Origin of the sequence: Eubacterium sp. 14-2 (genome assembly GCF_000403845.2) — a bacterium.
Lineage (GTDB): Bacteria > Bacillota > Clostridia > Lachnospirales > Lachnospiraceae > Petralouisia.
The window spans coordinates 493,509-514,215 of record NZ_KE159567.1 but is presented as its reverse complement, the minus strand read 5'-3'; the positions used below and the strand labels follow the sequence as shown (position 1 = coordinate 514,215).

The 20,707-nt window shown below is 40.5% G+C and carries 16 protein-coding genes; 3 read left to right on the top strand and 13 right to left on the bottom strand.

The annotated features are described in order from the left end of the window. Positions 1 to 12: 12 nt before the first annotated feature. The 4 genes from C805_RS25060 to C805_RS09475 all read right to left on the bottom strand — a co-directional run bounded on the left by C805_RS25060 (position 13) and on the right by C805_RS09475 (position 6,038). The gene (locus C805_RS25060; RefSeq protein WP_016213614.1) at positions 13 to 2,289 is read right to left on the bottom strand and encodes an N-acetylmuramoyl-L-alanine amidase; all 2,277 of its coding nucleotides are present in this window, start codon (positions 2,287 to 2,289) and stop codon (positions 13 to 15) included. A gap of 136 nt (positions 2,290 to 2,425) precedes the next feature. Continuing rightward, positions 2,426 to 3,517: a GGDEF domain-containing protein gene (locus C805_RS09485; protein ID WP_016213613.1), complete on the bottom strand. Its 1,092-nt coding sequence runs from the start codon at positions 3,515 to 3,517 to the stop codon at positions 2,426 to 2,428. An 11-nt stretch (positions 3,518 to 3,528) separates the two neighbouring features. Continuing rightward, positions 3,529 to 4,776 (bottom strand): fibronectin type III domain-containing protein, encoded by a 1,248-nt coding sequence (locus C805_RS09480; protein WP_016213612.1) that lies wholly within the window; start codon positions 4,774 to 4,776, stop codon positions 3,529 to 3,531. A 182-nt stretch (positions 4,777 to 4,958) separates the two neighbouring features. Then, the gene (locus C805_RS09475; protein ID WP_016213611.1) at positions 4,959 to 6,038 is read right to left on the bottom strand and encodes an LCP family protein; all 1,080 of its coding nucleotides are present in this window, start codon (positions 6,036 to 6,038) and stop codon (positions 4,959 to 4,961) included. Between the two features lie 378 nt (positions 6,039 to 6,416). Between C805_RS09475 and C805_RS09470 the strand changes: the two genes are divergently transcribed. From C805_RS09470 to C805_RS09460, 3 genes are read left to right on the top strand one after another with little or no spacing between them, the layout of a single operon-like run. Beyond that, on the top strand, positions 6,417 to 7,655 hold the full coding sequence (locus C805_RS09470) for a hypothetical protein (protein ID WP_016213610.1): 1,239 nt from the start codon (positions 6,417 to 6,419) through the stop codon (positions 7,653 to 7,655). Position 7,656: 1 nt separating this feature from the next. Next, positions 7,657 to 8,799 carry a DUF6077 domain-containing protein gene (locus C805_RS09465; protein WP_016213609.1) on the top strand — a complete coding sequence of 381 codons (1,143 nt, stop codon included), beginning with the start codon at positions 7,657 to 7,659 and terminating at the stop codon, positions 8,797 to 8,799. A 10-nt stretch (positions 8,800 to 8,809) separates the two neighbouring features. Then, the gene (locus C805_RS09460; protein ID WP_016213608.1) at positions 8,810 to 9,634 is read left to right on the top strand and encodes a hypothetical protein; all 825 of its coding nucleotides are present in this window, start codon (positions 8,810 to 8,812) and stop codon (positions 9,632 to 9,634) included. Positions 9,635 to 9,732: 98 nt separating this feature from the next. Here the strand turns inward: C805_RS09460 and C805_RS09455 are convergent, their stop codons facing one another. The 9 genes from C805_RS09455 to C805_RS09415 form a co-directional block, all read right to left on the bottom strand. Further along, on the bottom strand, positions 9,733 to 11,139 hold the full coding sequence (locus C805_RS09455; RefSeq protein WP_016213607.1) for a hypothetical protein: 1,407 nt from the start codon (positions 11,137 to 11,139) through the stop codon (positions 9,733 to 9,735). 93 nt (positions 11,140 to 11,232) lie between these two features. Next, complete coding sequence (locus tag C805_RS09450; RefSeq protein ID WP_016213606.1) at positions 11,233 to 12,384, bottom strand: DegT/DnrJ/EryC1/StrS family aminotransferase; 1,152 nt, start codon at positions 12,382 to 12,384, stop codon at positions 11,233 to 11,235. A 15-nt stretch (positions 12,385 to 12,399) separates the two neighbouring features. After that, complete coding sequence (locus C805_RS09445) at positions 12,400 to 13,599, bottom strand: UDP-N-acetyl glucosamine 2-epimerase (protein WP_016213605.1); 1,200 nt, start codon at positions 13,597 to 13,599, stop codon at positions 12,400 to 12,402. Further along, positions 13,596 to 14,828 carry a polysaccharide biosynthesis C-terminal domain-containing protein gene (locus C805_RS09440; protein WP_016213604.1) on the bottom strand — a complete coding sequence of 411 codons (1,233 nt, stop codon included), beginning with the start codon at positions 14,826 to 14,828 and terminating at the stop codon, positions 13,596 to 13,598. Before C805_RS09440 ends, C805_RS09445 begins: the two co-directional genes overlap by 4 nt. Before the next feature lie 4 nt (positions 14,829 to 14,832). Further along, positions 14,833 to 15,873, bottom strand: coding sequence for a polysaccharide biosynthesis protein (locus tag C805_RS09435; protein WP_016213603.1), 1,041 nt, complete (start codon positions 15,871 to 15,873; stop codon positions 14,833 to 14,835). 119 nt (positions 15,874 to 15,992) lie between these two features. Further along, positions 15,993 to 17,435 carry an oligosaccharide flippase family protein gene (locus C805_RS09430; protein WP_016213602.1) on the bottom strand — a complete coding sequence of 481 codons (1,443 nt, stop codon included), beginning with the start codon at positions 17,433 to 17,435 and terminating at the stop codon, positions 15,993 to 15,995. Between the two features lie 90 nt (positions 17,436 to 17,525). Next, positions 17,526 to 18,194: a class I SAM-dependent methyltransferase gene (locus tag C805_RS09425; protein ID WP_016213601.1), complete on the bottom strand. Its 669-nt coding sequence runs from the start codon at positions 18,192 to 18,194 to the stop codon at positions 17,526 to 17,528. 2 nt (positions 18,195 to 18,196) lie between these two features. Beyond that, complete coding sequence (locus tag C805_RS09420; protein WP_016213600.1) at positions 18,197 to 19,435, bottom strand: glycosyltransferase; 1,239 nt, start codon at positions 19,433 to 19,435, stop codon at positions 18,197 to 18,199. Further along, positions 19,422 to 20,660 (bottom strand): O-antigen ligase family protein, encoded by a 1,239-nt coding sequence (locus tag C805_RS09415; RefSeq protein WP_016213599.1) that lies wholly within the window; start codon positions 20,658 to 20,660, stop codon positions 19,422 to 19,424. Before C805_RS09415 ends, C805_RS09420 begins: the two co-directional genes overlap by 14 nt. Positions 20,661 to 20,707 lie beyond the last annotated feature (47 nt).

Genomic DNA, 20,707 nt, shown 5'->3' with positions numbered 1-20,707 from the left:
AAAAATCCATGGTTATTTCGCAGTTCCGGCCACTGGTTTACAGTAACCGCTGTAGCCGGTCTTTCTGTTCACCCGGTTCAGTACCTGGATTTTATAATAATATCGCTGCCCGCTCTTCAGATTTCTGTCTGTATAAGAGGTTGTGTTTTTTGACTTAACAGTTGCAACTGTTTTATATCCTCTGTTCTGAGAGGTACTTCTCTGGATACGGTAAGCGTATGCTTTGGGATTCCGTTTCCAGGTAATGCGCAGAGCGCCTTTCCCTTTGGCGGTGACGCTGAGTACCTTTGTTTTTTTCACCGCCCAGCCGGAATATATATTGGAAAAACTGCTGAAACCATTCTGTTCTCCGCCTCTGACCCGGACTTTATACAGATATGTCTGATGAGCCTCTACCTCCCGGTCCATATAGGTGGTCTGTCCGGCCTTCAGTGTGGCAATTTTCTCATATCCTTCCTCTTCTGACTCACTGCGGTAGATTTCGTATTTTTTTGCATCTTTTACACTGGTCCAGGTAAGATTAATCTGCTCATTTGTTTTGGAAATCACTTTCGTAAGGGTTGGCTGAGCCAGAGTTTTTCCTGATACCGGTTCTGACAGCTCCGATTCTGTTTCATCTGCATATACGGCACACAGCTTATAATAATATTTTTTACCGGCTTTCAGGCTGCTGTTATCATAACTGGTTCCGGTAACCTGTGCAATTTCAGAATAACTCCCATTTTCCGAGGTACTGCGGTATACACGATAAAAATCAGCCTCCGGAATATCTTCCCATCTCACCCGGAGTTTTGAGCTGTTTCTGGACTGTACATAGGAAATTTCCGGGATTTCACCTTCTCTTTCTTCATCTCCGCTGTCATCCCCTCCGTCACTTTTCAGTGAAAGGCCATAATAAGCAGCAATTCCCTGAGCATCTGCCACACCCAGCTTCTTTAATTTTGCATCAGAATTCAGAAATTTATTTACATCACCGGTATTGCTTATAAAAGCATGTTCAATCAGGACCGCCGGAAATCCTGCCAGCTTGCTTCTTCTGATAATCGCCAGGTAATCCGCCAGAGAACCATCGGGATATCTGGAATTATCCTGAGAATTGCGAATCAGAATACCACCTGCCCAGGTAGCAAGGCCAAGAGCTGCCAGCTTCCGGTAAATTTCCGTTGCAAGTCCCTTTCCTTCTGTTCCTATGGCCGGCCTGTAATTGCTGTTGGGATAATATACGCCAATTCCGTTGGCACTGCTGCTGGCACTGGCATTCAGATGAAAGCTCACGTAGACATTTGCTTTTTTTCCTGCTGCAAATTCCACCCTTCTGGCATTGCAGGTGGCTGCGTCCACACTTTTCCCTCCATTGGCACAGCTTACGGTTTCTCTTGTCATGTAAACGGTAACACCGCTGTATTTCTGTAATTCTGTTTTGCAATACTGTGCAATTTTCAGCACCAGATTTTCTTCTTTGAGCCCGTTATACCCGGCTCCGGAGTGGGTGCTGTCATGACCGGGATCCAGTACAATCACCATTTTTTTCGCCCCGCGTGTCATACTGTGCAGGGATAATCCGCTTCCTGCCTGTGCATTATCCAGCGCACGCTCCATGGTATTCCTGGAACTGGCCCGACCATTTTCATCCAGAGTTACCACATTGGCTTCCACCTGCTCCAGCAGTTCCTGATTCAGCAGCACTTCATCGGGCTCTGTCTCCACTGCCTGATTCACGCCATATACAATCCGCATATCCGTTTCGCTCATAAGTACACGGCAGGATTTCCGGTCTGTTTTCCAGGTGATTCCGGTAAGTTCATAGAGCCCTTTCTGCTCTTCTCTGTTGTATTCCATGGAAAACCGTACCATATTTTCAGCAATTCCTGCAGCCTCTGTGGTAAATTCCTGTCCTGTGACAGTATTTTTGTACTGGAGCCAGGCCTGCGTTACAACTTCTCCTTCTGCTCCAAGACCTGCTACCACATTCTGAACTCCCGGCACCTGAATCTGTTCAGATTCCTGCATAATAAAATTCAGAACCCCCGTTTCCCATTCCTGTGTCTGGCTCTGTTCCGCTGTTCTCTCCGGTTCCTGCTCTGTCCTGCTTTCCGGCACTCTCACTTCCGTTCTGCCATCCTGCAGACTCTCTTCCATTCTGTCTTCCAACAGCTCCTGTTCCGTTCTGCTTTTCACTTTTTCAGAATCAGACGACATTTTATCATAGGCTTCCGCCTGCATACTGCCGGAAGAAGCAAGCATACATACTGATAATAAAGCTGCCAGGATTCTTTTTGATAATTTCATTCCTCTGCACTCCATTTCTTTCTGTTTTATCATTTTGTGTCGCTTTTTATCGTATCACAATTTTTTTTCCAGTACAACTACCTGCCAGAAACTTACAGAAAAAAAAGAATCCTGCTTTGCAGGATTCTCCGCCAGATTATTCATCTTTAATTTTAATACAGTTCTTCCCGCTCTTCTTTCCAATATACAGTCTTCGGTCGGCCCGCCGGATCAGCTCATCCACATCTTTGCCGGGAACCTCACCGCATTCCGAAATTCCAAAGGTCATGGTCACCGAAATCTGTTTTCCGTCCACAGACAAATCTGCCTGTTTCAGCTCTCTTTGTACTTTATCAATCACTTTCAGAGCATAGGCCACACTGCCAAACACAATCATCAGAAACTCTTCACCGCCCCAGCGGCTGACAAAATCCTCCCGGTCCACTGCTTCCTTCATACTGAAAGATACCAGTTTCAGAACCTCGTCTCCCGTCTCATGGCCATAAGTATCATTAATTTTCTTAAAATCATCAATGTCCCCCATCACCACACAGTAATCGCTGCGCGTGATGTCTTTCCAGCAGTCCAGCATACTTCTCCGGTTTCTGAGTCTGGTGAGTTCATCATAACTGGCCAGGCGCTTCAGCTCTCTGTTCTGCTGATTCAGTTCTTCCCGGTTTGCTGTCAGTTCCAGAATAAACAGCATGGAAAAGGTCATTACAAAAAGAAAACACACCGTATTGTTGAAAAAGGAAACCCAGAAAGCCGTTTCTGTCCCGTAACTGTACCTGGGTTTTCCCAGATAAACATATCGGCGCAGAAACAATGTACCAACACAGTTGGCTGCCGTATAAATCATAGCATACCGTCTGGGATCTGAAATTCCCTTTGTCATATAAATCATATAAAACAATACCGGAATAATAACCAGATTGTAAAGGGAAAATCCGAAAGTCCATCCCAGAAACACACAGGAGGCCAGCGCATGGATACAGGTAAGAAAATAAATCAGGCTGATCCCCGGAAAATAGCTTTCCTTTTCCTTCCCCGCATGCAGCATCAGAAACTCTGCTGCCGCTGCAAATCCACTGATAAAAAACAACGGCAGACAGGGGAGCAGCAGCCCAATCCCTGTCAGTATCAGATGGGTGATCCCCATAAATACTGCCAGAAGCCGGAAGCGCTCCCTGTCCGTAACCCGCTTTTTTCCTCTGAAAACTAAAACCGTATTGTTCCATATTTCTGACATCTTCTGTACCACTATTTTTTCTTATAAGTAATATACCAGGCGTCCACTCCGCCTTCTGCCATGCCGGAATACATTTTCTTCCCGACTTTATTATAAGCAGTCACATAAAAATAATATTTCTTTCCGCTTTTAAAGGATGATTTTCCAAATTTCTTCACCGTTATTGTGGTTTTATTTGTGGTGGCACATTTCTTATATCCTGATTTGGCTTTATTGGACACATAGACCTCATATCGGTCCGCACCCTTAATAGTATTCCATTTTACACTGATTCCTGATTTTACGGATTTCAGCTTAATCACATCCGGCTGAGGACAGAAATACGTCCAGTCAGACCATTTTCCTTCCAGTTTCGTTCCGTCACTGTTGGTACAGTACCCGCGGACTCTCATTTTAAAGAAATTATATTTTTTGAATCCATTATAGCTGATAAAAGCAACGTCAGACCCCTGGGTTTTGGTTTTTAATTTCTTATCTTTCTTCTGATATGCAGACCAGATTTCCCATTTGTATCCATCTGCTGATTTTATGGAAACAGCGTCAGAGCGAATCTGCCCCAAAGCCTGCCAGTAAGCTGCGCAGGAAGGCTTTTTCGCTTTCCCCGGAACTACCGGAACACCGTACAGGGTGGCTTCTGATTTGCCTGCGGCAATGAACCCGGCAGAACTTTTCCTTATCGGATAAACATCCACATAGTATTCTTCATTGGGTGCAAGCTGATTTAACACCGCCTGATTCTGCTCCGAGTACGTTTCCGTATACTCACTGGCTGCACCGGCTTTATAGCGTATCTGATAACCGCTGGCCCCCGCCACCGGATTCCAGCTCAGACTGATACTGGTCTCTGTAGAACTGGTATGCTTCAGATTTTCAGGTTTTGCATTTGGGGCAGTCACTACTTCGATTGTTTCAGATACCGGCCCATATTCCCTCTGAAGCCCGTTTCTGATAAAAGGAACCACCTGAAGATAATAGGAACTGCCTGCGTTCGGAAGATTATAAAGGTAATCCTCTCCTCCGGAACAGACGGACCATTCTTTAAATGTACCTGTCGGACTGTCGCTCAGGCGGATTTCATATCTTACATCATTATCCACCAGTGCCTGAAACGTAATATTTACGGAATTCGTTCCTGCATTTGTCTGTTTTAATCCGGTTACCTGCCCCGGAGCTGCCTCTGCTCTGATTCCCATGCCCAGAAATACTGCAAACATCAGCACTATGGCATATTTGCCGGCCCGGTTCCATATTTTCCTCATATTCTTCCCTTTCCTTCCCGGTATGCTTCTTCCCGGCCGCTGTCATGAGAATTTTTCTTACATACAGCTGCCCGGAACATCTCCCAATACACTTCCGTTGTTACTGCTTTTATCATACCAGTATCTGACATCCGGTGTCAATGTTTCCGGGCACTTTTCACATTTATATCCAAATATCCCCTTTAATATCCTGTATTTGCCTTTATGGTGGCACTGATGCTTTTTACCGTTTCAGAAGGAGTATAATTATCACTGTTGTACAGGAACTGGTGAAGCTGAGCCACGTTATTTTCCAGGTTCACCGGTACCACAGCATCCCCGGCACTTCCCACATTGCCCGGAGTTTCTTTGTCAAATGGAAAACCTGTATTTTCTCCCATATGATATTTGGGCAGATTTCCGGCAAGTCCCAGCATTTCCGTAAAACTTAAACTGGTGGAAATCTGAGGCAGCATCTCATCCAGAAGATTATTTAATGTCATTAAATCGCATTGCTTTGCTTTTTCAAACATTTTGGTGATTACCGTACGCTGGCGTTCCGTACGCTGATAATCCAGGCCCACATAACGGATTCTCGCATAGGAAGTAGCCTGTACCCCGTCCACATGAACTCCCTGTCCCGGAGATACGGGGCCGCTGTTGTGGCCGGTCACTTCGTTGGTTTCCACCACATATCCGTTCAGCCATTCGGCCTCTTCCGGGGAAATATCCAGTTCTATGCCGCCCAGCAGGTCAATGGCATCCACCAGAGCGCTGAAATCCACACTGACGTAATCGGTAATATCCAGATCCAGATTCTTATTCAGCATTTCCATGGCCTGTTTCGGCCCTCCGTTGGCGTATGCCGCATTTGCCTTGCGATAGGTATTATCGCTGATATCCAGATAGGTATCCCGGTATACGGAAGCCATTTTGATTTCTCCGGATTTCCGGTTAATGCTTACCACTATAATCGTATCGCTGTTTCCTCTTTCAAAATTACCGGTAGAACGGTTGTCCAGTCCAAACAATGCAATACTCTCATAACCGTCTAGGTTCTTCTGAGTATCCTTTGACAGATCGTTCACCTTAACATCTTTATCTTTAATGGAAATTCTTCCCAGTTTTCCGTATTTACTCCAGGCATAGGCGAAAACCAGTCCCACCAGAGCCAGAATCACAGCCAGAATTACCAGAATAATCTTCCGCTGCTGGCGTTTTTTCCTTCTGGTTTTCTTTTTTTTCTTTCCGGTGCTGTTATAATTACGCGTGTCTTTTGCCATTTCTGTGTCCTCCTATCTGTTTTTGATACCCCGTTGTCTGCAGCGGGGTTTTAACTTTTCAGGAAGCGCTTCCACCAGCGTTTCCTTTATATTTTGCAGGTTCTGTCCTGTTTTCATACTAACCCCGTGAGTATATCACAAAATACAGGACTTTTCTATACATATTTTCCATTTCTTCTATTGCTTTCCTGCAAAATGTCATGTAAACTATCCATGATAATAATAATGATAATGATGCTGGTAATAATAAAAAAGAATCCTGTAACTTAACATTTCAAAGTAAAACTTTTTTCTGTCAGGGCCTCAGGCGGCAACAGGGTTTCTGGCATTTTAATTACATCAGATAAAAACTTTTACTGACAGATACGAGGTGGAAACATGGAATCTCATTTTCGTAAAATACATGCTTTTGGCAGACTGCACTTTTTTCTGACCGCACTTTTTCTTTTTCTGGTTTTTGCGTCTCACTGCATTCCGGACGAAAAAATTATGGGGCACAGAGAACTGTCTCTGCAGCTGCTGTCTGAATTTCCTGAGAACGGCTGTCTGCCGGGAGACACCCCTTCCCTGAAACCGGAAACGGAATTTCTGACTTCTCTGAATCAGAATCCGGAATATTCCACACTGTGGAACACGCTCACAGGACAGGACCAGGGATTTCGCTGGAACGGAATGCAGGCACCGGGCCGGTTTTTGCTGTGCTTTTTTCATATCGGCCAGATTCGTTATCTCTGCATGATTGCTTTTTTCATGCTTCTGTTCGGCGCCGCCTGGAAAATCAGCAGAACGTATTCCGCTCCATACGGATTTTTTTTCCTCTTTTTCTTTTTATGGGCAGACATTCTTCCCGTTTCCTGGACACTGCCTCAGACCGGATGTTTCCTTACCGCATTCTGTTCCATTCTGTTCCTGTGCGGAAAAAAAGAATTATTCCGGGAAGAAAACCTGCACCGGCTTCTTTTTTCCTTTTACGGAATCGGAGCAGTCACTGCTTTCCTGGATACGGGAACTGTTCCGGTTATTGCCCTGAGCCTTCCTCTTACCATTGCCTTTCTTTCTTTCCGTGACTATGGGCCAAAACAGAAAGCCAGCGCTGTGTGGAAATCTCTGACGGGCTGTACCCTTTTCTGGTTCCTGGGTTATCTGCTTCTGACCATAACCAAATGGGTACTGACTGTATTATTCACCGGAAGCAACCTGTTTCCTGCATATATGGCCCGGATCAAAGAATACTGTTTCGGTTCGTCTTTCTCAGCCGGCTCACTTAAAACCATGCTTTTTGAAAATCTGAACGGATTTCTTTCTCATGTGGGTTTTGGAAAGAAAACCCTTCTGATTCTGATACTGGCAGTTTTTGCAATATACATGATTCTGTTTTTTACGGGGCATAAAACCCGGCAGACCTGTGTGAGAAACCTGCCTCTTATTTTTATCGGCATGCTGCCTTTCCTGAGCTATGTGCTGGCGCCTGCCCACGGACTTATGGAGACAGCCGTTACCTTTCGGGCTCTGACTGCGGCCTTCTGGCCCTGGATGCTGTTTTTCTATTCCATGCTGGATTTACCGCAAATCCGCCGGTCACTACACACCATATGGAACTCGGCAGGGAGGAATTAAGATGACAAACATTTATTTATTGTGCATGGTTATTATTCTGCTGTATCTGATTTTCAGCTATATGTTAGGAGACCTGTTCCTGAGCTTTACAAAATCTCAGGAGACTTCCTTATCTTACCGGATAATCCTTGGGTTTTTCCTCTTCTTTCTTCTGTTTCAGGCAGCCGCCCTTCCGCTGAAATTCACACTGCAGCCCCTGTCACTGTTAGCAAAGCTCTGGTGTTTCCTGCTGGCTGTTACTGCCCTCCTGTATTTTCTGCGAAATCGGAAGATTTTAAAAGAAAAATGGAACCAGCGAAAAGAATTGCTGTCAGAATATAAATGGATATTCCTGTTTCTGATTTTCCTTGTGCTGATTCAGATTTGTCTGACCAATTACAATGGAGAGACTTACGCCCTGTGGGATCAGTCCTATTATATCGGAGACGTGAGTTCCTCGGTATACACTGATACCATCAGCCAGTACAGCCCCTATACCGGCCACCTGCTGGACAGGCTGGATGCGGAGTATCTGTTGGAAACCTACCAGAATCACAGCGCAGTTATCTGCACTCTGACCGGCCTTGCACCCCTGATTGAAACCAGAACCGTGGAAACCACTCTGATGGTGATTATGGCCAATCTGATTTACTATCAGCTGGGGCGTCAGCTTTTTCCCCTCTCCAGAAAAAAAAGCGCGCTCCTGGTATTTTGTCTGTTCTGGCTGAATCTGTTCAGTTTTAACTTATATACCAGTGCAGAATTTTTATTCTTCCGTGCATTTGAGGGAAAAACCATTCTGGCCTGTATTATCATGCCGGCTGTGTTTCTGCTGTTCCTGAAAATTGCCAGGGAATACCGGAATCACCACCACTGGATGGAGCTGTTCCTGATTATATGGGCCAGCTTCGGCCTGAACATGTCAGCAATTTACATGCTGCCTTTTGAACTGAGCATTTGCCTGATTCCTCTGGGATTCTGTAAGAAAGATACTTCTGTACTCTGGGAATCCGTGAAAGGCAAAAGCCGCTTCCGCCTGATGCAGGCCTCGGCAAAACCTTCGCTGTATATCTGGATACGATATGCTGTCTGCCTGTTTCCCTGTATATTGTATGGAGCGGCTTACCTGCTGACGAAACATCATCTGTTTATTTATACCGGTTAGGAGGATTGTTATGCAGAATTTGTATAAACCAGGCATGGACTTTCTGAACAAAGCCTTTGACGATGCATTTTCCAATATTGTAATTTTTTTCCTGGCTTATGTGCTGGCCTTGGCCGTATTCTGGCTCCTGAAAAAAAGAGATTTAAAAACCATCTTCGTCTATCCGGTGCTGTTTGCCTTACTTACCGTATTCAATCCTTATCTGATGATTCCTGTTGCGGACAAGATTGGCCTGTCTTCCCGAATCCGCCGGATTTTCTGGCTTCTGCCGGTCAATCTGGTGCTGGCTTTTTCCATCGTCTGCCTGGTTTACCGATTTACCAGACGGTGGAAACAGGCTGCTGCTCTGGCTCTTTTCCTTATCCTGGCAGCTGCAGCGGGAGAATGTCAGCTGCCCCATATGGTTCCTGCGGAAAATATCTACAAAATCAGTGATGAGTCCATTGCCATTGCAGATATGATTGAGGAAGACGCCCAAACTTCTGAACCGAAACGCTGCCTTTTTGCAGATATACAGCTTCTGGAACTGCGCCAGTATAACCCTTCCATTTACAATACCATTCGGCGGAAGGACATCCTGAACTGGTCCATGAATCCTGCAGATCCGTCTTCTGTGGAGCAGGTCCTGAATGAGCGGAGCAGCCATCATATTCTTACCATGCTGCTTTACTACGGAGTGCCGGTGGAATCGGATATTCTGAAACGTTATGTCAGGAGATTTCATATCCGGTATATCATTCCCAATAAGGAGAAAGGGCTTGACGGATATTTTGAAGAGATGGGATATGATGAGATAGGAGAGACGGAGCATTTTACAGTGTGGCGGGTGGGGTGAGCCTGCCCAGAGCCCAGACTGTAAAACTGCCACACCACACCATGATAGCAAATCCATGGTGTGGTGTGGCAGTTTCAATTTTTATTTCACTTTTTTAATCAATATACTAATACCACAACTCCCAGAATCTGATTCTTCTGCTCTCTGGCCAGATTCAGTTCATTGGAAATTTCGTCATAAATGGATTCCCCTGTCTGTTCCACAAAAATCATATTGCCGATTTCCGTACCCTGTTTTAAAGATTCAGCATCATAGAATATATTGCCTCCCTCTTTTACCTGAATATTCTGACTGGTTAATTCCCGCTTCAGCATATCTAATGTGGCAATATCTGCATTCTCATATTCACTGCCTGTCATATAGATATTTTCTATCCCCTGCTGCTTGCAGGAAAGAGAAATATTGGCAGCTATTACCTTAACCTGCTGCTCTACAGATAACTTCTTCTTTCTTCTGTTTTTTATAGCCAGAAGTTTATCGTCAATCACTGACAGAAAACGTTTTTTCTTTGATTTTACTGTTACTTCCCCTAACAGTCTGGTATTATACAGAGCACGGATTTCTTCCGGATTCTGCAGCCGGGCGGTAAAAAGCATTTTACAGGCTGCCCATGCGCATACCAGAAAAATTCCAAGGAAAGCACCAAGGAGGAAATATTTTTTGCTGGGGACGGGTTTTACAGGCTCTGTTTTAACATATCCTTCTTCCATCCCCTCCTCGCTATTCAGCAATTTTAGCTGTTCTTCTGACATACTATTCTTTAAATTAGTTAATTGTGTATTAATATATGCAATATTGTTGGAAAATGTATTTTTTCTTTCAGCTAAATCAGTATCAGCAATCACATTCTGTGACTCCCTTAATAACTTTAGCTTATGCGAACCAACTTCCTGAAACTCTGATTCCTTTTCAAGCAATTGCGATTTAATAAATTCAGAAATCTCTTCCAGTTTCTTTCCCTCAGCCCATGTAAAAATAATAACCATAGTGCTTCCATTTTGTGACACAGAACAAAGCTCACTATAATCTGCCTGATCAATAGAAAGTTTTGTGGCTTCTATCAGTTTATTACTCATTTCTCCACTTCTGACATAATTATAATACAAAGACATTAAATCATTGGTATAATCAGTCTGATTATCCTGTGTATAATTATACGTATAATCAGACTTCACGTAATATTGTAACTCAATAACAGGTTTTTTATAAGGATCAATTTGCATCAATGCTGACTCATTCAGATATTTCTGATAATTTTCAATTCGCTCTATCATTATCCTGGCATCTTCAAGCTGTTCCTGTTCTTCAGCAGTTAACTGACTTTCCTGTCCTACATCTGCATTTTGAGCTATATGATAAGCCCTGGTGTCTAAAACATACTTTACACCACTAACCATCAAAGCAACCAGCACACCCATACAGATAATCTGCCGCCAACAAAACAAAATGTCCCAAAATAATTCTGTCAGACTTATCTCCCGTTCCATCTTTTCCTGAGTTCCCATCCTATTTCCTCCAAACTACCTTAAATACAATCTGTTTATCAATTCATACAATTCCTTCTATTCCCATTAATCATACCTCTCTCACTTTCCCCTTTATATAGCCCGGTAATTATGGAGAACCTCCTTCAAAGCACAAACCACTTCATTCACTTCACATTCCATCAAATATGGATGAACTGGCAGACAAAGTACATGTTCACACAATCCTTCTGTTATCGGGCAATCTGCCACTTCGCTAAATGTATTTGAAAATGCCCCCTGTTTATGCATAGGTTTAATATAATAAATGTTTGTCGGAATTCCAGAATTCTTCAAAAAATTTTGCACTACTGCGCGATTAACTGTTTCAGGCAACTGCACTGTATATTGTGCCCAAGATGAATAACAGTTTTCTGGCACTGCAGGAAGTATCAATCCTTCAATTTCCTCTAATTTTTCAGTATAAAAATCCGCTACTTTATTTACATTCTCTAATTCATAGTCTTTAAATGCCTGTAACTTTGGTAAAAGTATTGCCGCCTGTAATGTATCCAATCTACTGTTCATACCAATTCTGACGTTATCATATTTATCGCCTGCATTTTTACCATGAACTGCAATCGAACGACACAAATTGGCAATACTTTCATCATCTGTAAATATTGCACCACCATCTCCATAACAGCCTAATGGTTTTGCCGGAAAGAAAGACGTGGTTGAAATATCTCCAAGGCTGCAGGCCTTTCTTCCATTATATACTCCACCAAACCCCTGCGCAGCATCTTCCACTAAAAGAAGATCATATTTATTACAGACAGAACGAACAGCCTCATAGTCAAAAGGAAGCCCGAACAAATCCACTGCAATCACTGCACGGGGGATCAATTTTCCTTCTTTAATTACTCTCCTCACTGCACGTTCCAGTGAGTCAACATCAAGATTATAAGTATCCTTTCTCACATCTACAAAAACAGGTGTGGCACCAACTGCTGCCGGGCACTCACCACTTGAGAAAAAAGTAAAATCCGGAACAAACACTGCGTCGCCTGAACCAACATTATGGGCAAGCAAAGCAATCGAAATTGCATCCGTTCCGTTACCACAACTTATGCAATATTTAACCCCCACGTATTCTGCCAGAGCAGATTCAATTTCTCCAACTGCTTCTCCTGATATGAAATGAGCAGAAGATATAACTTTTTCAATTTGAGCATCAATAGCTACTTTGAGTCTTTCATATTGTCGCTTTAAATCTCTGAATTCCATTAATTTCCTCCATCCCTACATTTCCTTTCGCCATACAAAACGATTAATCGTATCTTTATAAGACTGTATAATTTTTATAACTTTAGTACTGACATTTATATCTGTATAATCCGGCACTGGAATTCCAAAATCTCCATTCATGTTCATTGCTACCGCCAATTCTACCGACTGTAACAATCCTTCTGTATTGATTCCTGACAATACAAAACATCCCCTGTCCAGGGCCTCCGGTCTCTCTGTACTCGTCCTTATACAAATAGCAGGAAATGACATATCAATAGAAGTAAAATAACTGCTTTCCTCCGGCAACGTACCAGAATCAGACACAACGGCATATGCATTGACCTGTAAACAATTATAATCGTGAAAACCTAATGGTTCATGAGCAATTACACGAGGATCAAGCTGAAAATGACTTTCCTCAATACGTTTTCTGCTCCTCGGATGGCAGGAATAGAGAACTGGCATATTATATTTTTCCGCCATTGCATTTACTGCCCGAAACAAAGACAGGAAATTTTTTTCTGTGTCTATATTTTCCTCACGATGAGCAGAAAGCAGTATATATTTTCCTTTCTTAATATTCACACCAATTTCATCACTCAACCTTCTATGAATATCAGAATCCAATATAGGCTGGAGATTATTACTCAATACTTCTGCCATAGGAGAACCCGTAACATACGTACGCTCTTTCGGAAGACCACATTCTGCCAGATATCGCCTCGCATGCTCCGAATAAGCGAGATTCACATCGGAAATGATATCAACAATCCTTCGATTTGTTTCCTCCGGCAGACATTCATCCTTACAGCGGTTTCCCGCTTCCATATGGAAAATTGGAATATGAAGGCGTTTAGCTCCAATAACCGACAAACAGGAATTTGTATCACCCAGAACAAGAATAGCATCCGGCTTTATATGCGCCATCATTTTATAAGAAGCCGCAATAATATTCCCCATCGTACTTCCGAGATCATCCCCCACCGCATTCAGATATACATCCGGATCCGCAAGACCAAGATCTTTAAAAAATACACCATTAAGGTTATAATCATAATTCTGCCCCGTATGGGCAAGAATAGTATCAAAATATACCCGACATTTATTAATAACTGCTGACAGACGAATAATCTCCGGTCTTGTGCCTACTATAATCAAAATCTTAATTCTACCGTTTTCCTGCCATTTGATATCATTAAATTCTGTTTTCATTCCTCAGTCTCCACCTTCTCATAAAATGTATCGGGATAGTCTGGATTAAAAGCCTCATTTGCCCACATTACCGTTACAAGGTCTTCCGTATCAGAAAGATTCATAATATTATGCGTATATCCTGGTAACATCTGTACGGCTTTCATTTCTTCACCTGTCACCTCAAATTCCACCACCGGATATTTCTCACCCGTATCAGGATCAATCCCTATCTTACGCTCCTGAATTAATCCATGGCCACTGACTACAATAAATATCTCCCATTTGCTATTATGCCAATGCTGTCCTCTTATATTTCCAGGACGGGCAATATTAACACTTATCTGTCCACAGGAGCCAGTTTTTATTAACTCCGTAAAAATTCCCCTGTTATCCACATTCATATTCAATTTATATGACATCGATCCTTTCGGAAGATAGGACAGATACGTGCTGTAAAGTTTTTTCGCAAACGAACCTTCCGGTATCTCCGGCATAATAAACGTCGCCGGCATGGATTTAAATTGCTTCAATAAATCCACAATCTCCCCCAAAGTTGCGTAATGTGTCATTGGCGCATAACAATAACGCCCGGAAGATAATGGTTTTGTATTCACCCCTTCGTATTCACAACGGTTCTCTTTTCCTTCGAGGGCGTTGAACATTTCATCCACAAGATCATCTATATACAAAAGTTCCAGCTCAATAGCAGGATCACTGATCATGTATTCCAAATCATTAGCTACCGCATTACAAAATGTTGCTACTGCCGAATTATAATTAGGCCTGCACCATTTACCAAAAAGATTCGGAAAACGATAGACAAGTACTTTTGCCCCTGTTTCCTTAGCATACTCAAAAAATAAATTTTCCCCTTCCAGTTTGCTTTTTCCATATTCAGATTCTGCAAATCGACCTGCAAGAGAGGCCTGGGATGAACTTGCCAGCATTACGGGGCACTTATTATTATATTTTTTCAATATCTGCAACAACTTACTGGAAAATCCAAAATTTCCACTCATAAACTCTGCTTTTTCTTTCGGTCTGTTTACACCTGCAAGATGGAAAACAAAATCTGCTTTTTTGCATGCTTCGTCCAATATCACTTCGTCCGTATCTACATCAAATTCATAAATATCTGTAATCAACAACTGCGGTCTTGTCTGATTCTTTCCATCTCTGACATTCTTAAGGTTCTCTATTAAGTTTTTGCCGACAAATCCCTTACTTCCTGTAACCAAAACTTTCATTGTCTCACCCTTCTTTGTTCAATGCCTCCTGCACATATCCGGTTGTTAAAATTTTCTCAACTGTTCCTTCCACATCTAACAGCTTTGTATTATGACTTGTATAAGATTCCTCCGCTTCTGTAATAACCTGTCCATCAATAAAATACTTATCATAATTTAAATCCCTGTTATCCGCAGATACTCTGTAATACTGTCCCATATCCACCGAACGAAGCCCCTCTTCTTTTGTCATTAATGTTTCATAAAGTTTTTCACCATGGCGGGTCCCAATAATTCTTATACCCGTATCTCCAAAAAGCCGCTGCACTGCTTTTGCCAATACACCAATGGTACTTGCATCCGATTTCTGAACAAACAAATCCCCTGGGTTAGCATGTGTAAATGCAAATTTCACAAGATCCACCGCTTCATCTAAATTCATAAGAAATCTTGTCATATCAGGATTTGTAACCGTTATGGGCTGCCCGGATTTTATCTGTTCTATAAACAATGGAATTACAGAGCCCCTGCTGCACATTACATTTCCATATCTTGTACAACAGATAACTGTTCCACCACGTTCTGCCGCAACCCTTGCGTTCGCCTTCACCACATGCTCCATCATCGCTTTCGACGTTCCCATTGCATTAATAGGGTAAGCTGCTTTATCCGTACTAAGACATATCACTTTCTGAACACCTGCTTCTATTGCAGCATGAAGTACATTATTAGTACCTTCAACATTTGTCTGTACAGCTTCCATAGGAAAAAATTCACAGCTTGGCACCTGCTTCAGCGCCGCTGCATGGAATATAAAATCTACCCCCGGCATAGCATCACGCACCGACTGTGGATTTCTAACATTTCCTATATAAAATTTGACCTTTTTCGCATGTTCCGGATGATTTGCCTGGAGTTCATGGCGCATATCATCCTGCTTCTTCTCATCTCTGCTGAAAATTCGTATCTCTCCGATATCAGTTTCCAAAAAATGCTTAAGTACAGTATTTCCAAAGGAACCTGTCCCTCCTGTAATTAATAATGTTGCTCCGTTAAAATCGCTCATTTTCCAAAACTACTCCTTTTGTAATCATTATTTAAACACAATCCATTTATGGAATACTATATATTTTACCCTTTTACATAATTCTTATTTAAAAACAGGCTAACCATAACAGACACAAATTACCTGTCTATTTTACTCTGAATAAAATCCCTGATATAAAACAGCATCTCTTTCACCGTTTTCCTGTATAACAATATAAGAACAGATAAGCATATAAAATATCCTGCTACTGTATACATATTAAACTGAAAAAAAGTATTATAAAATGCATATATCGTGACAACAAGCGTTACAATATAATACGATTTAAGCTCAAAATCTATATAATAGTAATGTCTTCCAAGTACTGTTCTCATTATAAAAAAAACGATATAGGAAAGTCCTGTCGAAATAGCTGCACCTCTATAACCTAATATCTGAACCAGAATTATATTTCCAATAAGATTCACTGTACATGCCACCAAGGGGGGAAATATCTGCATATTTGATTTTTTCATGAAATACAGACCCGATACCGTAGTTTCTGAGACAGTGTACATTATAGGATTAAAAATTAAAAATGGAAGAAGATATGAGGCTTCTCTGTATTTTTCTCCAAGCATAAAAACAAAAATATCTTTTCCAAGAATCATTGTTAAACCAGCTGCAAATACAACTACTGTTATAATATTGTGCCCCTTTATATATAAACTTCTGTCTTCTGGATTTTTCTCATAATTCTCAAATGTCAGCGGCGTCCATAATGTACAAAAGGTAGTCTGTATAATGGCAAAAGCACTCACCAGTCCAAGAGCAGATGAATATATCCCTACATCAGAATAAGTCCCATAGGCTTTTACCACCATTTTATCTGTTACATTAAATATAGAAGCTACCCCGCCCGATACAATAAAAGGCATTCCATATTTTAAAATATCACGGGTAGAAATACATTCCGGATTATTACATCCCTTTTTTAAATTCCAAAAATTTCTCTCAAATAATACATTAAGCACCATGCTCAAAACCGCAGACAGCATAGTGGCAATAATGAGTATCTGGGCATAATGATTCTGCATGAAATATATCATTCCCACTGAAATCAACAGATATGATAACCGATATATAACATTCACAACCGAAAAACTTTTTGTTTTATAGGTCAAACGCAATAATAAAGAAGCAAATCTGTCAATTACAAGAATTGTGGTATAAATACAGAGACAGACCAAAATCCAATTATCATACTCAATTTCAAATATATCTGTTTTTTTTATAGCAAACAATATTATACTTGCTACTATACAAAGCAATAATGGATATTTTATACACCTGTATAATAAAGTTCTTTTATAGTCTTCCTCTTCTTTAGTATAGAAAAATCTCAACAATGCCTGATCCTGTCCCAGATAAAAGAAAGAGGCAGCCAAAGTTGCATACATAACAAACACGGACTGTATCCCATATTCATCCGGGGCAACTAATCTGGTTATAATCGGGGCCGTAATAAGATTAATTAACAGAACAACAATTGTTCCACTGCCAATTGTTGCAAAATGCTTAATAATACTATTTTTGTTCATATTCCTTTACCAATGGCAATAATCTGGTCTCCTCGCCAACTTTTATATTTAAAAGGTTTTTTTCGAACCCTCTCTAAGATAGAAAATATTTTATTGGTATACCTGTTTGCTCCGTTCCCCCCCCCCCCCAAAACTGGAGAACAATATTTCTTCCGGTTTAATTTCAGCCTCCATCATAACCTTACTAATGGTATAAGGCGTAAACCAATATCTATGATCTGTATTAATACATTCAATTCCTTTATAAAAAGAACCATTCCGCACCATACTTATTGCATTTGGAACTGTAATGACATACTTTCCCTTAAATCCATATGTATCCATATTTTTCTTCATTGAACTAAGAAAACTGACAGGATCATTTACATGTTCCACTATTTCGCCAAGCATTATGAAATCAAAATCATATTGGGGCAATTGTTTCAAGGATTCCAATGACATCAAATCCACGCACCAGACCGGGTTTTTACTATATTTGTTCTCATTTACAAAATCCACCGCTTTCTGATCAATATCGATTCCAAGAACAAATTCACAGGATTCGTCCAGCAATCCCTGTAGCCATTCACGCTTCTTTATTTTATCTGCAATAAGCGGAACATGGTCACAACATCCAACATGCAACACCTTTTTTCCTTTCGTGAGATTAATCAATGATGTAATTCTGTCATATAATACATTTTCACCCAAATCAAAGTAAAAGGCATTTGAAAATTTTTTACCATTTAAAAAATCATAATCTACTTTACTGAATTTCATTTTTATTTCTCCTTTGCCATAGATATAAGCATTTCAAAAAAATTACTGTAATTTTCTGACGCCATAAAACATTCTCTGTATTTTCTGACCGCGTTTTTCCTCAAATTAATATACTTATCGTCATCCAATAATAAAATCGAACGTATAGCTTCCATTAATACTTTTGGAGTAATATTTTTATCAAGAAGTATTCCATTTTCACTACTTACAATCTCACTATTGCCTCCTACATCTCGTGCAATAACCGGTATACCAAAAGAAATCGCTTCCATAACAGATACCGGCACGCCCTCCGAATCACTGCAATTTACGAATAAATCTATATGATTCCGCTCATAAAAATCATATATTTGCTGTTGTGTCAAAACGCCTTTAAACGTATACTTCACATATTTGTTAGAATCCAGCACTTTCGCCTGAGTTCTGATTTGTTCTCCCAGTTCTCCATCTCCAATATGAATCCAGTTAACGGGGATATTTATTTTTTCTAATGCTTTAATCATAAGATCCAGTCTTTTCACAATATGAATATTAGAACAGGTAAGGATTGTAAAGTATTTATTGCTCTTTCCTCCAAAATCTGTTGCAGAACTCTTTTTCATTATACCCAAACGTGATACTTTTATTTTCTCTGATAAACAACTTGTGAATGGAATCAGTCTTGCTTCAATGCTTTTCTTTCCAGCTTCACTAATGCTTATAATACAGTCAAGGCCCTCAATAATTTCTCTCCGAAAAGGTTGATAACATTCCTCTATAAAACAATCAAATCTATGTGTTCTGGACACTTTCAGAGCTTTCTTTCCTTTTATGGATAAATAATACGCCGGTGCGGCCATCCAATAACTATACAGAATATCATCATCCTCAATTACCTCTTTCTCAAACACACGTTTCAGAAGATTTGCATAATAATAATAAATAAATATCTCTTTCAGTATCTGTGGCATACTCTCTTTAGTTCGGAGCTTTTTCTTTGCAAAAACAATTTCCCGTATCGTCCGAATCCTCAACAATTGAAAGAAACTTTTTAAATAAACAGACGCCTCATAGCGTGCTTTCCTTGCATTAATTAATTTCGCATTTGGCGGCACATAACGAATATTACCTTCACCTATATGACCCGACATCGAAATCAACAAAATCTCATCAAAATACTTTTCGGCAATCTCCAACTCCTGTTTACAAAATGTTTCTCCACCATTATACGGATAATCTAATGTTATTTCAACCAGCTTCATATACATTCCTTTCCTGCCTGATATTCTGTTTGCTGTCAGACAAATAATATCCTGAGAGATAAAACATAATGATCATAATCCAAAAAATCTTAAACTTGTTAATACTGCTGGATGATATACTCGCCATAATCAGGCTTGGAACAAATGCAAAATATATGCATCTGCTATTTTTCGAAATACAGGGTTCAAATGCCATTCTCCAAATATACCATAATATAAAAAGAATTCCTGTAAAGATAAGAATTCCATATTCCACTAAAATCTCCACCAGAAAATTATGCAAATTCATTTTTACCAAATATATACTCTGTCCCGCTCCGACGCCAAAACCATGTGATTCCCTGAAAAACTTCATTCCATCTCTAATTAAATTAATGCGATACAAATCTGAACCATAGTCACCTTGACCCGAAAAACTATCTACCAACCAGTTTATTATTTCCAATAAGGCCCCAGAAACTATAATATAGCATACCAGAGGTATTGCCATAGCAAATAACAATTTAAAAAAAGATCCATTCCCTTTAAATCCATAATAAACCTTCATAGCACAATAGGCCAAAACAAAAATAATGACTGCATACAATATCCCTCTTGAATGAGAAAAAACAATACAAATTACAGAGCCTGTAAGAAGCAGTTTTATTTCCATTTTCAACTTTCCCTGTAAAGAAAACAGAACAACCCCCATCATGGCACAATACATGGTTGTTGCATACTCATTTGGATTATTTGAAAATGCTCTGGCAGTATTAGCATCCCAAATACTTTCTGCCTCCACAAAATGAATTCCTGTTAAAATTTCAAATATTCCCATTAAAGTGTTTACCACCAACACACCTGTCATAGCATTTCTTATTGTATTAAACGACCTCCTATCGTGAACTGTATAACAAACCATAAAAGCAAACATTGCATTTGTAATTAACTGATGTAAGCCAGTTGAAAAATATTCTTGATTAATATCAGTAAAAATAACCTGCACGCAGGCATAAAACACCCAAAACATAAAGAAAAAAACAATAAACCATTTATTTCCATATTTAAAATAAGACACGGATTTATTTTTTCGCATTAAATCCATTATAATAAAAGCAAATGCGAGCACTGTCAGATAATTAACGACATTTACACCTGCAATATACAATACAAAGCCCAATCCATTCATAAATACACATAGTGCAACTATCCATTCATATAGTCTGTCCACCTTTACCTTTATCATTTTTGCAATTCAACCTCATTATTCACTGTAATATTACACATTACTGA

Coding starts and splice junctions, on each gene's coding strand:
- C805_RS25060 (WP_016213614.1), bottom strand. CDS start 2,289: ATGAAATTATCAAAAAGAATCCTGGCAGCTTTATTATCAGTATGTATG.
- C805_RS09485 (WP_016213613.1), bottom strand. CDS start 3,517: ATGTCAGAAATATGGAACAATACGGTTTTAGTTTTCAGAGGAAAAAAG.
- C805_RS09480 (WP_016213612.1), bottom strand. CDS start 4,776: ATGAGGAAAATATGGAACCGGGCCGGCAAATATGCCATAGTGCTGATG.
- C805_RS09475 (WP_016213611.1), bottom strand. CDS start 6,038: ATGGCAAAAGACACGCGTAATTATAACAGCACCGGAAAGAAAAAAAAG.
- C805_RS09470 (WP_016213610.1), top strand. CDS start 6,417: ATGGAATCTCATTTTCGTAAAATACATGCTTTTGGCAGACTGCACTTT.
- C805_RS09465 (WP_016213609.1), top strand. CDS start 7,657: ATGACAAACATTTATTTATTGTGCATGGTTATTATTCTGCTGTATCTG.
- C805_RS09460 (WP_016213608.1), top strand. CDS start 8,810: ATGCAGAATTTGTATAAACCAGGCATGGACTTTCTGAACAAAGCCTTT.
- C805_RS09455 (WP_016213607.1), bottom strand. CDS start 11,139: ATGGGAACTCAGGAAAAGATGGAACGGGAGATAAGTCTGACAGAATTA.
- C805_RS09450 (WP_016213606.1), bottom strand. CDS start 12,384: ATGGAATTCAGAGATTTAAAGCGACAATATGAAAGACTCAAAGTAGCT.
- C805_RS09445 (WP_016213605.1), bottom strand. CDS start 13,599: ATGAAAACAGAATTTAATGATATCAAATGGCAGGAAAACGGTAGAATT.
- C805_RS09440 (WP_016213604.1), bottom strand. CDS start 14,828: ATGAAAGTTTTGGTTACAGGAAGTAAGGGATTTGTCGGCAAAAACTTA.
- C805_RS09435 (WP_016213603.1), bottom strand. CDS start 15,873: ATGAGCGATTTTAACGGAGCAACATTATTAATTACAGGAGGGACAGGT.
- C805_RS09430 (WP_016213602.1), bottom strand. CDS start 17,435: ATGAACAAAAATAGTATTATTAAGCATTTTGCAACAATTGGCAGTGGA.
- C805_RS09425 (WP_016213601.1), bottom strand. CDS start 18,194: ATGAAATTCAGTAAAGTAGATTATGATTTTTTAAATGGTAAAAAATTT.
- C805_RS09420 (WP_016213600.1), bottom strand. CDS start 19,435: ATGAAGCTGGTTGAAATAACATTAGATTATCCGTATAATGGTGGAGAA.
- C805_RS09415 (WP_016213599.1), bottom strand. CDS start 20,660: ATGATAAAGGTAAAGGTGGACAGACTATATGAATGGATAGTTGCACTA.